Genomic DNA, 13,877 nt, shown 5'->3' on the forward strand with positions numbered 1-13,877 from the left:
CCGCACGAGGACCTGGAAGGCCACATGCCACCGTCCCGAGGAGTCTTCGGACTCCGGTGGCCGACAAGATCCGGGCGGTACCCGCCTCGACGCGGCGGGCGAGCTTGCGGGTGGACTCGTGGGTCTTGATCCGGCCGATCCTGGGCAACGTGACGTGATGCCGGTCGGGTTCGACCCGGATGGTTCCGGTGGTGAACCGCACCGACCTCCGTGACCGCGCGGTCGTGAAGCGCGGGAACCCGACGGTCTTCCCAGCCCGCTCACCGGCGCGGGACTTGCTCCACGCGTCCAGGCCGCGAGCCAGACTGTCGAGGCCAGTGCTGTAGGCCTCCTTGGAGTTCTCGGCCCACCACGGCGCTACCTCGCCCTTGCGGGCGTTCCACTCCTTACGCAGACCGGCCAGCGACCAATTCAACGACGGCGTCAACTCCTCCTCAGCGAGCCCGTAGGAACGCTCTGCTGCCCGCTGATCCAGCACCGCCTTCACCACCGCGAGCATCGTGTTGTGCGCCGTGCGCGCGCCACCTGCATGAGACCGGAACGCCCGCACCTGCGCCGGCGTGGGATCGACCGCGAACGTGTATGCCTGCGCCGTCCAACCCCGAGGGATCTCGAACCTGGCCATCAGAAGGACGCCTCGACCGGCTCGTCGTATTTGGTCGCAGTGACCGCGCGCATCGCCCGGTTCCGCGCACCACGACGCCCATAAAGCCGCGCGCACATCGACGTCAACACCTCGATCATGTCCCCGACCAGATCATCCTCGGTCTCGCCCTCATCAGTCACCACGATCCGACGACCCTGCGCCGACAGAGCTGCCTCCAGGTACTCGACCCCGAAACGAGCCAGGCGATCGCGATGCTCCACAACCACCACACTCGCAGACGGGTCCGACAGCACCCGCCGAATCTCCGGTCGCTTCCCGTTCAACCCAGACCCGAGCCCAGTCACCACCTCCCCGACCTCGTGGCCGTTCGCAGTAGCCCACTGCGTGAGCCGCGCGACCTGACGGTCCAAGTCAGCACGCTGATCATGCGACGACACCCGCGCGTACACAACGGTTCGGCCGCGCTCTTCTGCCGCAGGCGCTTCCACCCAGATCGTCCCCGACTCAAGACGACGAGCAGGCACCGGCATCCGATCCTCACGAAACCACCTGTACGAAGTCTGCGGATGCACACCCTGCGTCCACGCCCACTCAGCCAACTTCACACACTCACCAAAACACACATTCGATCACGAAAACTCACACCAGGCTAAACAGTTCACAACCCCCTGGCGCATGTGAATGTTCGGTCCGCGCAGGAGCCCCGACGAGCGGTCAGGTCCCGCGCCACCGGTTTCAGGCGCATTCGTGCGCTACGAGCGGAACCTACAGGTTGGCGCTACGCACTCGACATGCGTAGCGATACTCATGCCCTCTTGGCCGCCGAGGCCCGAGACTGTATGCATGAACGCTACGCCCGCATCCGACTCGGCAGCCGACGTGATGCACCGCATCAGCGGCGAGTTCGCCGACATCGTCCTCCGCATGACGACGGTGTCCGACGACATGGCGACACTGGAAGCCCTCCTGACCGCCCCGTCGGCATCGATCAGCCCCGGCACGACGCCGCGCCACCCCACCGAGATGACCACACCGGTCGCCCCGCAAGCCACACCGGTCGCCCCACAACCCGCACCGCCGAGGGTGGGCCCGCCCCCGCCGCAATACCCGCAGCCGGGGGCTTATCCCCCGCCTCAGTATCCGCAGGTGCCCGGCCAGTACGCAGGCGGTCCGTATCCCCCGCCGCCTTATCCCCCGGGACAGTTCCCACCGCCCGGACCGGTTCCGCCGGCGCCCTCTCCGTACCCACCCGGCCCGCGGCCACCTGCGCCGGGTGTGCCGGGTCCGGGTGCGCCCGGTGCGCCATATCAGCCGCGGCCTCGCCGGACGCTGTCGGAGCAGATCGCGGCCGCCGGGGAGCGTGGGCTCATCGGCAAACTGCTGGCCGCAGTTGGTGTGACCATCACCCTCATCGGGGTGGTGTTCATGCTGGTGCTCGCCGCACAAGCCGGCCTGTTGAGCCCCGGGATCCGGGTCGCCGGCGGCGGGGTGCTCGCCGCGGCGCTCTTCGGCGCCGGTGTGTACCTCGGGCGGGACACCCGTAAGCGTCCCGGCGCCATGGCATTGGTCGCCACCGGTGTGGCGACGGCACTGTTCGACGTGCTGGCCGCGACGGCCATCTACCACTGGTTGCCGGCGCCCGTCGCCCTCATCGCGGCCGCCGTTCTCGCGGCCGGCGGTCTGGCCGTCGCACACCTCTGGAACAGTCAGACCCTCGGGCTGATGGTCGGTATCCCGTTGGTGGTGTTCGCACCGTTCCTCACCGACGGCCCGAACGCGCTACTCATCGGATTCCTGCTCACCTACGCGGCAGCCACCCTCTGGATTCAGGTGGGCCGCGACTGGACGGCCATGTTCGCCGTCAACACCGCGGTCGCCACCCTGCCACTGTTCCACGTCTCCGCCTTCGTCCCCGACGAAGATCGTTTGCTGTTCGTGGTCGCGGTGTCGATCAATCTGTTACTGGCCCTCGGCTCGGCGATCATCCTGCTACGCACCTCGACCCGACCACTGATCCTCGCCCTGGTGTCGGCGGCGGCCATCGTGCCGATGATCGGGGCGGCCAACGTGACCGAGGGTGGGGTCGCCACAACACTGCTCGCCTCGGCGACGGTGGTTCTCGCGGCGCTGGCCTTCACCGGTGGCCGATTCCCCACGCTCACCCGGCCGGTGCGGATCGTGTGGTTGTCGGCAGCCGCGATCACCGCGCTGGCCGCGCTCGGCTCCACTCTCACCGATGCCGGCATGAGTATCGGCATCGCCACGCTGGGTCTACTCACCGCCGTTGCCGCGGGCACGACGAAGGAGATGGCGCTACCGCTACGGGTCATCGCCACCGTGCTCACCGCCATCGCGCTGCTCTCGATGCTCCTGATCGGTGCGATCGATCAGCTGATGCCAGAGAACGACCTGGAAACCGCCGACCACGCGAAGCTCCTCATCGTCGCGGTGATCGCGCTCGCGGCCGTCGTCCTCCTCACCTGGCTGTGGGGCAGGTCCCTCACCGGGCAGAACGTCGGCATCGTCGGGACGATCGGCGGCGTGATCGTGCTGTGGCTCGTCACCCAGATCTGCGTCGGGCTCGCCGCAGTCATCACCGGCGGAACCGACGAGGGCTTCCGGGGCGGACACGCCGCAGCCACCATCCTCTGGGTCCTCGCAGCAGCGGCCGGGCTGCTGTGGGCCCGTCACCAGCGCGGCAGCGCCCGGGCCCTCACCCTGACGGTGAGCCTGGCGATCATCGTCGCCGCCGTCGCGAAACTGTTCCTGTTCGACCTCGCCGCCCTCGACGGGGTGTTCCGGGTGATCGCCTTCATCGTCGTCGGTCTGCTGCTGCTCGCGCTGGGGGTTCCCTACGCCCAATCACTCGACTCCGACGAGTCCCGCCCGCCGGCCGACACGCGAACGAAGTAGCCGTGAGCTCTACCGTTGGCTGCCGTAATCCGGCAGGACGAGGGAGTTGTCGAACGCGTACACGATGGCAGCGGCGCGGTCGCGCAGATCGAGTTTGGTGAAGATGTGGTTGATGTGGCTCTTCACGGTGACCTCCGAAACGTGCAGGTCCGCGCTGATCTCCGCGTTGGTCCGGCCGCGCGCCATCAACCGCAACACGTCGGTCTCGCGGTCGGTCAGGTCCGGTGGCGTCTCGGCTGACCGGTCCGGGCCGGCGTGCCGGAACCCCTGCAGCACCCGTCCGGTGACCGCCGGATCCAGGAAGGCACCGTCGCGGACGACGGCGCGCACCGCCCAGATGAGCGCCTCGGCCGGTGAGTCCTTCAGAATGAACCCGGCGGCCCCCGCGCGCAGAACCCCCGACAGCAGCTTGTCGTCGTCGAAAGTCGTCAACGCCAGCACCGGTGGCGGTTCCCGAAGTGTCCGCACCATCGACGTCGCGGTGATCCCGTCGACATGACGCATGCGCAGGTCCATCACCACGATGTCCGGGGTGTTTGACGCGATGGCCGCCAGCACCTCCGAGCCGTCGGCGCACTCGCCGACTATCTCGAATCCGTCCTTGGCGCGCAGGATTCGGCGGAGACCGGTGCGGATGAGTTCCTGATCATCGACCAGGAGCACGCGGATGACCGGAGCCGCAGGCTCGCTCCGCCCCACCACCGTCATGACGCCACCCCTTGATGCGACGTGGCAAACGTCGGCATCGTCCCGCGCACCGACCAGGTACCGTCGCTGCAGCTCGCCTCGAGTTGCCCACCGAGCAGCTCCGCCCGCTGCATCATCCCCTTGACACCCGTACCGTCGGGAGCCGGCCGTCGGTTCTCCGGGCACGGGTTCCGCACGCACACGACGACATCGTCGTCGACCGACACCGCCACCGCCGCGCGCTGGGTAACCGAATGTTTGACGACGTTCGCGAGTGACTCCTGCACGATGCGATAGAGCGCCGCCCCGACCGGCGCGGACACTGCGTCGAGGTCACCGTCGAGGCGAAAGTCGATTTCGATTCTTGCCTTTCGATAATCGTCGATCAACGCCATCAGGTCGGTCGCACCGGGGACCGGAGCCGTGGGCGAGTCCTCGCCACCGAGGACATGGACGATGTTGCGGATCTCGGTCATCGCCTGCCGCCCTTGCCGCTCCGCGTCGGTCAACGCCTCGAGCGCCTCGGCACGATCGTCGTCCTGTTCGAGCGCACGCCGGGCGCCGGTCACATTAAGCATGGTGATCGACAGCGAGTGGGCGATGACGTCGTGGATCTCGCGTGCGATCCGCCGTCGTTCCTCGCCGGCCGCGCGGTCGGCGCGGGCCCGGAGTTCTCGTGCCTGGTTGTCCGCCAGACATTTCTGGATGAGCACCATGTAGCCGATGAGCCAGCCGCAGGCGACCGCGAGCAGGTAGACCGCCGGGGATTCCAGCGTGCCGGCCACACCGAACACGACGATGACCGCGGTCGACACCGCTGCCACGACCAGCCCGGTCCGGAGTGCATACATCCCCGCCGCGATCGCGGTGACGAGCGCCAGCTGCAGCGGCGCGACATCCGTGGGCACCGGGACCATCAGAAAGCACACCGTCGAGAGCATCACCGGCACGGCACACAGCGGGGATTTCGCGACGGTCAGATCCAGGACCAGCGTCGTCAGCGCGCATACGACTGCCGCGCCGACCCACCACGGCCGATCGAACGGATACCGTTGCAGCACAGCGGTGATCGTGACGGCGGTGGACCCGCCCAGAACCACTACCGGATACAGCAGCGGATAATCGCCGCCGGCCAGGACGAGCCTGCGCCGCAGTGCCCCCACCACGCTTGCCACCACCCCACTATAGGGACTGCCGCTCATGCGGACATCCACCTCACGGCGGACGCAACACTCCACCCGTGGGTGGAGACGATCACCGCCTCCGGCATGCAGATCACGATCTCCGGTCCCCATAGCGTCGAGAGTGTGCGAGATCGCCACGGACAACGACGAAGTGAGGCGAGATTCCATCATGAGGCTGGGCATGACCACATACCGCGGACGGTGGGAACAGGTCGACGGCGTCAGCTGTGGACGCGGACCGGTCATCGTGGGATATACGGGTACCGACGCGTCCCTGCGCGCAGTCACCGCATCTGCGAGAACCCTCGATCCCACGATCGAGCTGGTGCTGGTGTGCGCGGTCACACGGCGCAGACGGCGCGCGCAGCCGACCACCTTCCTGCACGACGCGCTAAAGTCCGAGGCCTACCTGCTGACGCCGGAGGCCACCACCGACGAGCTGTTGCGACACGCCGCCGAGACTGCGCAGCGAGAATGCGCCCGACAGATCCGAATCCGCACGGAAACCGGTGATCCCGTCACCGTTCTCGCGCGCGCAGCGGCGGATCTAGATGCGTCGGCGGTGATCCTCGGGATGAACGGCCCGGGTCCGGGTGCGCTGGCCCGCGCTCTGCGACGCCGTGTCGGTTCCGAGGCCGATCTATTCGTCACCGACGGCACGACATTCCTCTACGCCGCAAGCGGCACCACGGTCACCGCCGGCGCGGGCCGCTCGTCGAGCCGTCCGGTCTGGGACCCGACGGGGGTCGGGGTCGCGCATGGCTGACCGCCATTCAACACACCGGGTCGTTGTCACAGGCGCTCCGCCCCGCACCACCTGGGGAGACCACGAGCAGGACATTCCTTTCGGCACCGCTGCGGAGAGGACCGAAAGGCGTTCACGCCGGGTACCGGTCGCTACGAACCCGACGGACCGTGGCCGTGAGTGGTCAAGAACTCGAGGGCGTCGGTGGCCAGTTCACTCCACCCGTGGTCGGCGGGGGCACTGTGTCCCCGCGACGGGTAGACCTTCAGCTCGGTGGGCGCGGAATTACGTTGCTGCGCCTTGTAGGCGTCCTCCACCGTTGACTGCGGCACCGTACGGTCTTGCCCTCCGGCCATCATCAGCAGCGGGCCGCGCTGCGCCTTCAGATCCACCGAGGCCGGGCTGTGCGGCACGAAGTTGGCGACGGCGGCCTCGAACAGAGGGCGTGCCGGTGCCGGGATGACATGGTTGGCGAAGATCTCGTCGGATTCGGCACGGTCGACGGTGTTCGCGAAGGTGGCGTGGTAGCTGTCGGCGGTGTGTGACCAGGTCTTGCCCCGCAACCACGGACGGCTGAGAATGGGCGCAACGGATTTCAGCTGCACCAGCGGCGGCGGTTTGTAGACACCACGGAACTGGGCGGGGGCGATCGCCACGCATGCCCGCGCCGCGCCGCTGCCCAACAGTTTCTGTGCGATCAGGCCTCCGAAGGAATGGCCGACGACGATGGGCGGGGCGGGGAGGTCGGCGATCAGCGAGGCGAAATGATCGGTCACCGCCGTGACACCGACGTTGTCGAGGGCCGACGGGTTGGCCCTCGTCGCCTCGGCGGTCTCGGCATCGCCGGGCCAGCCGGGCGCGGTCGGCGCATAACCGGCCGCGGTGAAGCGGTCCACCCAGGGTTGCCACGACGAGGCGTGCATCCAGAGTCCATGGATGAACACGACGGGGATCGGGGCATCTGTGGGCACGATGGCACCTCCGTGCAGATCATCGTCGGGTGGGTTCCCAATCGAGGGTAGAAGATCCGCCCGCCCGCCGAAAGCCCCGCGTCGTCGCGCCCGGTCCCCGGTTCCCGCTCATCGAAACCGGTCCTGCTCACCCAATCGCTTCCTGCTCACCCAATCGGGTCAGATTCGGTGAGCAGGAACGAAATCGGTGAGCAGGAGCCTCGCAAACCGTGTCACACAGGACGCCAACTCGCCGGGCCGCTCGAGCCGGCCGGGTAGTCGTCGAGCGGTACCTTGCCGTCCCGCCAGGCATCGATGATCGGCGCGACGATCCGCCAGCACTGTTCGGCGGCGTCGCCGCGAACCGCGAGGGTGGCATCACCGTCGAGGATTCCGGAGAGCACCTCGACGTAGGCGCGCATCGAGCCCTCGCCGAGGTCGGCGGTCACCGCTGAGCGATGCAGTTCGAACGGCTGAGTCCCCTTGTGGACGTTGATGTGTAGCGAAAGCTCATCCGGTCCGAAACGGAAGCTCAACACATCGGGCGAGGTGGCGCCGGTGAACTGATGGGGCAGATGCCGGACCTGCCGGAAGGTGAGGGCGATCTCCTTGACGGCCGGATCGAGCGCCTTGCCCGAGCGGAGGATGAACGGCACGCCCTGCCACCGGGCGGTATCGACGGCGAAGGTCGCCTCGGCCAGGGTCTCGGTCCCACGGGCCGGGTCGACCCCATTCTCGTCGACGTATGCGGGTAGCATCTCGCCGCCCACCTCGCCCGCCGTATAACGCGCGCGCCGCGAGGATTTCACCGGATCGTCATGCCACACATGCGTGGCGCGCAGTGCCGCGGTGGTCGCGTCGCGGAGATCGCGCTCGTCCAGTGTGGCGGGCGGGTCCATCGCGACGACGGCGAGTATCTGCAGCAGATGGCTCTGCAACATGTCCTTGAGGGCGCCTGCGGAGTCGTAGTATCCGGCCCGGCCTTCCAGCCCGAGTGGCTCGTCATAGCGGATGACCACCGACTCGATGTGCTCGGCCGACCACACCGGTTCGAAGACCCGGTTGGCGAACCGCACACCGAACACGTCGAGCAGGATCGACTGCCCCAGAAAGTGATCCACCCGGAACACCTGGTTCTCCGGAACCAGTTGCGCCAGCATGTGATTGAAGTCTCGAGCGCTGGACTCGTCACTGCCGAAGGGCTTCTCGAGGGCCAAAATGGTCCCGTCCGGGATGTCGACACCGGACATCGCATCGCACGACTTCTGCGCGATGGACGGCGGGACGGCGAAGTAGAGCACCGCCGGTCCGCGCGCCGCAGCGAACACCGTTCGCAACTCATCAGACTGCGTGACATCGGCCTGTAGGTACCGCGATTCCTGCGCCACCCGCCGGGCCGTGGGTCCGGCATCGTCGTCGAAGCACTCCGTGACCCGCTTTCGCCAATCGTCGTCGGTCCCCGTCTCTTGACCCACCCCGACGAGGTGGATGCCGCGATCCGGCTCCAGGGTGAGCAACTGCCCCAATGCGGGCAGCAGCAGTCGTGAGGTCAGGTCGCCGTTTGCGCCGAAGATGAACAAAGTCGTCGTGGGCATATCCGACGGTAACCCGACTCGCGACATTCTCCGGTGAAAACTCAGCGGTCGCCCGGTCTGACCGTGACAATCGAGTGCATGGGTGCTCGCATCGAGGACTACGCACTGGTCGGCGATTGTCGGACCGCGGCGTTGGTGTCCCGTGACGGTTGCGTCGACTGGCTGTGTGTCCCACGGTATGACTCCAAGTCGATCTTCGCCGCGCTGCTCGGCACGGAGGAACACGGATCGTGGCGGCTGACCCCGACCGACCCCGATGCCCGCGCCACGCGCCGCTATGACGACGACACCCTCGTCCTGATCACACGGTGGGAGACCTCCACCGGTACAGCCGAGGTGCACGAGTTCATGCCGGTCGATGGTGGCCGGGTCGACCTGGTCCGCCGGGTCGTCGGCGTCTCCGGATACGTGGAGTTCATCACCGAACTCCGGTTGCGGCTCGACTATGCGCGCGCCTTGCCATGGGTGCTTCAGGTCGGCGACACCAAGGGGCCGGCGTTGCGGGGTATCGCCGGACCGGATGCCGTCGTGGTCCGGGGAGTGGAGCTGCATGCCGACGGCAGCGTGCACCGCGCGTTTTTCACCGTCGAACCGACGATCACGCTGGATCTGACGCTGACGTGGTATCACTCCTACCGGCCCGAACCCGGCCCGCTCGACGTCGACACCGCTTTGGCGCACACGCGCGACTGGTGGACGAAGTGGGCGAGTCGGATCGATCATTCCGGCCCGCATCACGAGGAGGTGGTCCGTTCCCTGGTGATCCTGCGTGCCCTCACCCATCTGGACACCGGCGGCATCGTCGCCGCCGCAACGACCTCGCTACCGGAGCAATTCGGCGGGGCACGTAATTGGGACTACCGCTACGTCTGGCTGCGGGACGCGTCCCTGACGCTGGATGTCTTTGTCCGACATGGGTTCCTCGGCGTTGCCGAGCATTGGCGGATGTGGCTGCTGCGCACGGTCGCGGGAAACCCCGGCGATGTGCAGATCATGTACGGCATCGCCGGCGAACGCGAATTGCCCGAGCGCGAGCTGCGAAGTCTGCCCGGATATGAGGGTTCCGCACCCGTTCGGGTGGGAAACGGTGCGGTACACCAGTACCAGGGCGATGTCATCGGTGAGGTCATGGTGGGCCTCGAGTCCGCGCGCACCGCAGGTCTCCAGGAGGGGGTCTTCTCGTGGTCACTCCAGAAGTCGCTGCTCGAAGAGGTCGAGGCCAATCTGGAACGGCTGGACAACGGGATCTGGGAGATGCGGGGCGAGCCGCGGATGTTCACCCAGTCGCGTGCGATGATCTGGGCGGCCTTCGACCGCGGCGTGCGGGCCGTCGAGGAGTTCGGTCTCAACGGATCGCCCGATCACTGGCGCGACCTGCGCGACCGGGTGCGCTCCGAGATCGACACCGAGTGCGTCGATCCGGTGACCGGACGGTTCGTCCAGTTCGCGGGTACCGATCAGGTCGACGCCTCACTGTTGCTGCTGCCCCAGGTCGGATTCTGTGCCGCGACAGATCCGCGCATGCTGGCGACGGTGGCCGAGATCGAACGCACATTGATGCGCGACGGTCTGGTCCTGCGCTATAGCACCGACACCGGTGTCGACGGGCTCAGTGGCAGCGAACATCCCTTTCTCGCGTGTAGTTTCTGGCTCGTCACCCAGTACGCGATGAGCGACCGCCGCCACGACGCGCTGGCCCTGATGAAACGGGCGTGCGCGACCGCCAACGACGTCGGCTTGTTCTCCGAGGAATACGACGTCGGTAACCGGCGACAGGCCGGGAACATGCCCCAGGCGCTGTCACACCTGGCGCTGGTCCGTGCCGCGGATGCGCTGTCCGGGCAGGGGTAGGGCTGGCAAGCGCGCACTTCCTCACCCTGACAGCGACCAGTACACCCCGGTGAGTTCCGTAGCGGTGTCCCACAGACGTCGTCCGAGTTCCGCGTCGTACACGTCATCCTTCGCCGCGACCAGGATCGGCGGACCGGACAGGTGCAGCGGACCGGCCGGGCCGTAGTACTGACCGCCGAGGACACCGGGATCGGTCGCCGCCCGGACCGACGGCAGCGCCCCGTCGACGCCTTCCATGACGAAGGTGCGGCGCGCCCAGTGCAGCGACGGAGTGGTGAACAGCCATTGCAGCAGACGGCTCTGATTGCGCATCACACCGCTGTGGGTGGCCCCCGGATGCGCGGCCACCGAGATGGGCCAGGTCCGGCCGGCGGCGGTGAGGCGCCGCTGCAATTCGACCGCGAAGACCAGTTGCGCGAACTTCGCACGCCCGTAGGCGCGGGCCGGACTGAACGAACGCGCCATCGTCAGATCGTCGAAATCGATCCGGCCCGCGCGGTGGGCGTTACTGCCGACGGTCACCACCCGGGCGGCTTCGGCGGCGAACAGCGGGGCGAGCAGGAGTCCGGTGAGCGCGAAGTGACCGAGGAAGCTGGTGCCGAAGTCCATCTCGAAGCCGTCCACGGTCAGCTGGCGGCTCCCCGCCATCACGCCGGCGTTGTTGATCAGGACGTCGACCGACCGGTGGGTGGTTGTGATCTCGTCGGCGGCCTTGTGCACCGATGCCAGATCAGCGAGGTCGAGCTGCACGATCTCCACCGACGCGGTCGGCACGGTTCGGAGGATGTCGATCCTCGCCGCCGCGGCGGCACCTGAGTGTCGGCAGGCCATCACCACTTGGCCGCCGAGGCGGGCGAGGTGACGCGCGGTCTCGAGACCGACACCGGAGTTCGCCCCGGTGACGACAACGACCTTGCCGTCCATGCGCGGTGCCCGCGCCGGCGTCCACCCATTCGGTGTCATCGATGCGTTCCTCCCCTGCGCCGAGAGATGACTCACGATACCCAGCGTTGTGCCGCGACACCGTCGACGCACCGTCGATGAGTTAGGTCAGGAGAACCCGGCTGCGTAGCATCCCTGGCTGTGAGCACGGCCCTGACCTCCGGGAAAACCGCGACGCCCAACGAGGACGCCGCGACCGGGAACACGTCCGGCTACCGCCCGGACCTCGACGGGCTGCGCGGGATCGCGATCGCACTGGTGGCGATCTTCCATGTCTGGTTCGGTCGGGTGTCCGGTGGCGTCGACGTCTTCCTCACGCTGTCCGGCTATTTCTTCGTCGCGTCGCTGCTCAAACATGTCCTCGCGACACAACCGGCGTCGGTCTCCTGGAATCGGGCGGTCAATCCGTGGCCTCGGTTGTGGCGGCTGGCCCGACGGCTGCTGCCGGCGCTGCTGGTGGTCCTGGCCGTGATCACCGCGCTGATCGCGCTGGTCATGCCCACGACGCGGTGGGGACCGCTCGGCGCCGAGGTGCAGGCCAGCGCCCTGTACTACCAGAACTGGCATCTCGCGTTGGACTCGCAGGACTATCAGGCCGCCGACTCGGCGATCAGCCCTCTCCAGCACCTGTGGTCGATGTCGATGCAGGGACAGTTCTTCGTGCTGACGCTGGTGTGCGCGCTGGCCCTCGGCGGGATCCTGCGGACGCTGTCGCGTCGATTCTCGGCACTGACCAACCCGTCGGTGATCCGCGGCATCGTCGGGTCGGCACTGCTCGCGGTCGCGGTGTTCTCGTTCGCCTGGGCGAACTACCGCCACGGCGTGAACCAGCCGTTCAACTACTACGACACCCTCGCGCGCCTGTGGGAGCCGCTGGCCGGTGGTCTGCTGGCCGTGTGGATACCGCGGATCGCGCTGGGCGGTTGGCTGCGCGACACCCTCGGTGTGGTCGCGCTCGCTCTGATCGTGACCTGCGGTTGGTGGATCGCGGGCGTGCAGCAGTATCCGGGCGCGATGGCTCTGGTCCCGGTCGGGGCGACGCTGATGCTGATCTGGACCGGATCGGCGGCGACCCGCCCCGCACCCGCCGCGGGTCCCGGTTCGGTGAGCCGCGCACTCGCTCATCCGCGTCTGGTGTGGTTGGGGTCGATCGCCTACGCGCTGTACCTCTGGCATTGGCCGCTGCTGATCTTCTATCTGACCTGGCGATATCAGGACGATGTCGGCTGGCTGGAGGGCACCGCGATCCTCGCGGTGTCGGTGGTGCTGGCGTGGGCAACGACTCGGTTCATCGAAGCGCCGCTGCGCGCGGGTAAAGACAACGCCCTGGGTCCGCGGTATCGGCGCGGGTTGATCGCGCTGATCGTGATCGCGTCCCTCGTCGCCGGGGCCACCGTCGTCGTCTGGCAACGCGACGCGGCCAACGCCACCGTGAGCACAGAGAATCTCGACCCGCGGATCTATCCGGGCGCGCGGGCCTTCCTCGACGGCGTGCCCGTGCCAAAGGTCGATCCCCAGCCCGGCCCCGAGGTCGTGGCGAAGGACTGGCCGATCACCACCTCCGACGCGGTGATCAGCGGCTGGAAGGACCCGTCGATCAAGGTCGGGGTCTACGGCGACCCGACCGCCGGCCGCACGATCGCACTCGTCGGTGGCTCGCACGCGGAGTACTGGATCACCGCTCTCGATGACATCGGCAAACGCCACGGATTCACGGTGACCACCTACCTGAAGGTGGGTTGTGCCCTGACGACCAGCCACGTGTTCATCTGGTTCGGGCAGAAGTACTACCAGTGCAACGACTGGTCGCGCCAGGTCATGGACCGCCTCGCCATCGACCGGCCCGACGTGGTGTTCACCAACTCGACGCGACCGGTGGAGGGGCAAGCGCCCGGCGACTTCGTCCCGCAGGACTACCGGGAGATCTTCGCCCAATTCCGTGACCGCGGTCAGCGGGTCGTCGCGGTCCGGGACAACCCGTGGGCGCACGGGCAGCTCAAGCCCCCCGAGTGTCTCGCCGAGGGCAACAAGCCGCAGGTCTGCGGCGTGGAACGGGATCGCGCGCTCGCGCCGACCGACCCCACCGCCGCGATCGCGGCCGACTACCCGAACATGAGTTTCCTCGACTACTCCGACGGGATGTGCGATGCGACGTACTGCCCGGCGGTGGTCGGCAACATCGTCGTCTGGCACGACTACCACCATCTGTCCGCGACGTTCGTGCGCAGCCTGATCCCGGCGCTCGAGGCCGATCTCGCACAGTCATTGCACTGGTGGTGACCTGCGGAGATTCGCATCACAGCGTCTCTCAGGGTCGACTGTTAGGGTGTCGAACAACGCTGGGCTCGGCGCGAGCGCCCAGTGGGGGATGAATTCGCTCGCACACAATGACGTTCGACAGTT

General features: G+C 67.6%; 11 protein-coding genes. 4 read left to right on the top strand and 7 right to left on the bottom strand.

From position 1 onward, the window contains the following. Both GORHZ_RS27985 and GORHZ_RS27990 read right to left on the bottom strand, forming a co-directional pair. Positions 1-625 (bottom strand): helix-turn-helix domain-containing protein (locus tag GORHZ_RS27985; RefSeq protein WP_006339268.1); only part of this gene is annotated, 625 nt, incomplete at its 3' end. After that, the gene (locus GORHZ_RS27990; RefSeq protein WP_040533911.1) at positions 625-1,212 is read right to left on the bottom strand and encodes an IS607 family transposase; all 588 of its coding nucleotides are present in this window, start codon (positions 1,210-1,212) and stop codon (positions 625-627) included. The genes GORHZ_RS27990 and GORHZ_RS27985, both read right to left, overlap by 1 nt. Positions 1,213-1,450: 238 nt before the next feature. Here GORHZ_RS27990 and GORHZ_RS27995 point away from each other — a divergent pair, with 238 nt between their 5' ends. Next, a complete protein-coding gene (locus GORHZ_RS27995) occupies positions 1,451-3,520 on the top strand; it encodes a DUF2339 domain-containing protein (RefSeq protein ID WP_040533912.1) in 2,070 nt (689 codons plus the stop codon). Between the two features lie 9 nt (positions 3,521-3,529). On the opposite strand, the gene GORHZ_RS28000 is transcribed toward GORHZ_RS27995, so the two are convergent. After that, entirely contained in the window at positions 3,530-4,228 is a 699-nt protein-coding gene (locus tag GORHZ_RS28000) for a response regulator transcription factor (protein ID WP_006339273.1), read from the bottom strand. Continuing rightward, entirely contained in the window at positions 4,225-5,373 is a 1,149-nt protein-coding gene (locus GORHZ_RS28005) for a sensor histidine kinase (RefSeq protein WP_006339275.1), read from the bottom strand. Before GORHZ_RS28005 ends, GORHZ_RS28000 begins: the two co-directional genes overlap by 4 nt. Positions 5,374-5,572: 199 nt before the next feature. Here GORHZ_RS28005 and GORHZ_RS28010 point away from each other — a divergent pair, with 199 nt between their 5' ends. Next, positions 5,573-6,157 carry a universal stress protein gene (locus tag GORHZ_RS28010; RefSeq protein WP_006339277.1) on the top strand — a complete coding sequence of 195 codons (585 nt, stop codon included), beginning with the start codon at positions 5,573-5,575 and terminating at the stop codon, positions 6,155-6,157. 131 nt (positions 6,158-6,288) lie between these two features. Here GORHZ_RS28010 and GORHZ_RS28015 read toward each other — a convergent pair whose 3' ends face one another. Together GORHZ_RS28015 and GORHZ_RS28020 are read right to left on the bottom strand one after the other, a co-directional pair. Further along, positions 6,289-7,107 carry an alpha/beta hydrolase gene (locus GORHZ_RS28015; RefSeq protein ID WP_006339279.1) on the bottom strand — a complete coding sequence of 273 codons (819 nt, stop codon included), beginning with the start codon at positions 7,105-7,107 and terminating at the stop codon, positions 6,289-6,291. A 212-nt stretch (positions 7,108-7,319) separates the two neighbouring features. Then, entirely contained in the window at positions 7,320-8,681 is a 1,362-nt protein-coding gene (locus tag GORHZ_RS28020; RefSeq protein ID WP_040533913.1) for a glucose-6-phosphate dehydrogenase, read from the bottom strand. A 78-nt stretch (positions 8,682-8,759) separates the two neighbouring features. Here GORHZ_RS28020 and GORHZ_RS28025 point away from each other — a divergent pair, with 78 nt between their 5' ends. Beyond that, entirely contained in the window at positions 8,760-10,532 is a 1,773-nt protein-coding gene (locus GORHZ_RS28025; RefSeq protein ID WP_006339282.1) for a glycoside hydrolase family 15 protein, read from the top strand. Between the two features lie 21 nt (positions 10,533-10,553). On the opposite strand, the gene GORHZ_RS28030 is transcribed toward GORHZ_RS28025, so the two are convergent. Then, positions 10,554-11,495 carry an oxidoreductase gene (locus tag GORHZ_RS28030; RefSeq protein WP_040533914.1) on the bottom strand — a complete coding sequence of 314 codons (942 nt, stop codon included), beginning with the start codon at positions 11,493-11,495 and terminating at the stop codon, positions 10,554-10,556. A gap of 120 nt (positions 11,496-11,615) precedes the next feature. Here GORHZ_RS28030 and GORHZ_RS28035 point away from each other — a divergent pair, with 120 nt between their 5' ends. Further along, the gene (locus GORHZ_RS28035) at positions 11,616-13,754 is read left to right on the top strand and encodes an acyltransferase family protein (RefSeq protein ID WP_006339293.1); all 2,139 of its coding nucleotides are present in this window, start codon (positions 11,616-11,618) and stop codon (positions 13,752-13,754) included. Positions 13,755-13,877: the final 123 nt, after the last annotated feature.

This window comes from Gordonia rhizosphera NBRC 16068 (assembly GCF_000298195.1).
Lineage (GTDB): Bacteria > Actinomycetota > Actinomycetes > Mycobacteriales > Mycobacteriaceae > Gordonia > Gordonia rhizosphera.

Excerpts from the sequence above, each read along its gene's own strand:
- GORHZ_RS27995 (WP_040533912.1), top strand. The coding sequence starts at position 1,451 with ATGAACGCTACGCCCGCATCCGACTCGGCAGCCGACGTGATGCACCGC.
- GORHZ_RS28000 (WP_006339273.1), bottom strand. The coding sequence starts at position 4,228 with ATGACGGTGGTGGGGCGGAGCGAGCCTGCGGCTCCGGTCATCCGCGTG.
- GORHZ_RS28010 (WP_006339277.1), top strand. The coding sequence starts at position 5,573 with ATGACCACATACCGCGGACGGTGGGAACAGGTCGACGGCGTCAGCTGT.
- GORHZ_RS28020 (WP_040533913.1), bottom strand. The coding sequence starts at position 8,681 with ATGCCCACGACGACTTTGTTCATCTTCGGCGCAAACGGCGACCTGACC.
- GORHZ_RS28025 (WP_006339282.1), top strand. The coding sequence starts at position 8,760 with ATGGGTGCTCGCATCGAGGACTACGCACTGGTCGGCGATTGTCGGACC.
- GORHZ_RS28030 (WP_040533914.1), bottom strand. The coding sequence starts at position 11,495 with ATGACACCGAATGGGTGGACGCCGGCGCGGGCACCGCGCATGGACGGC.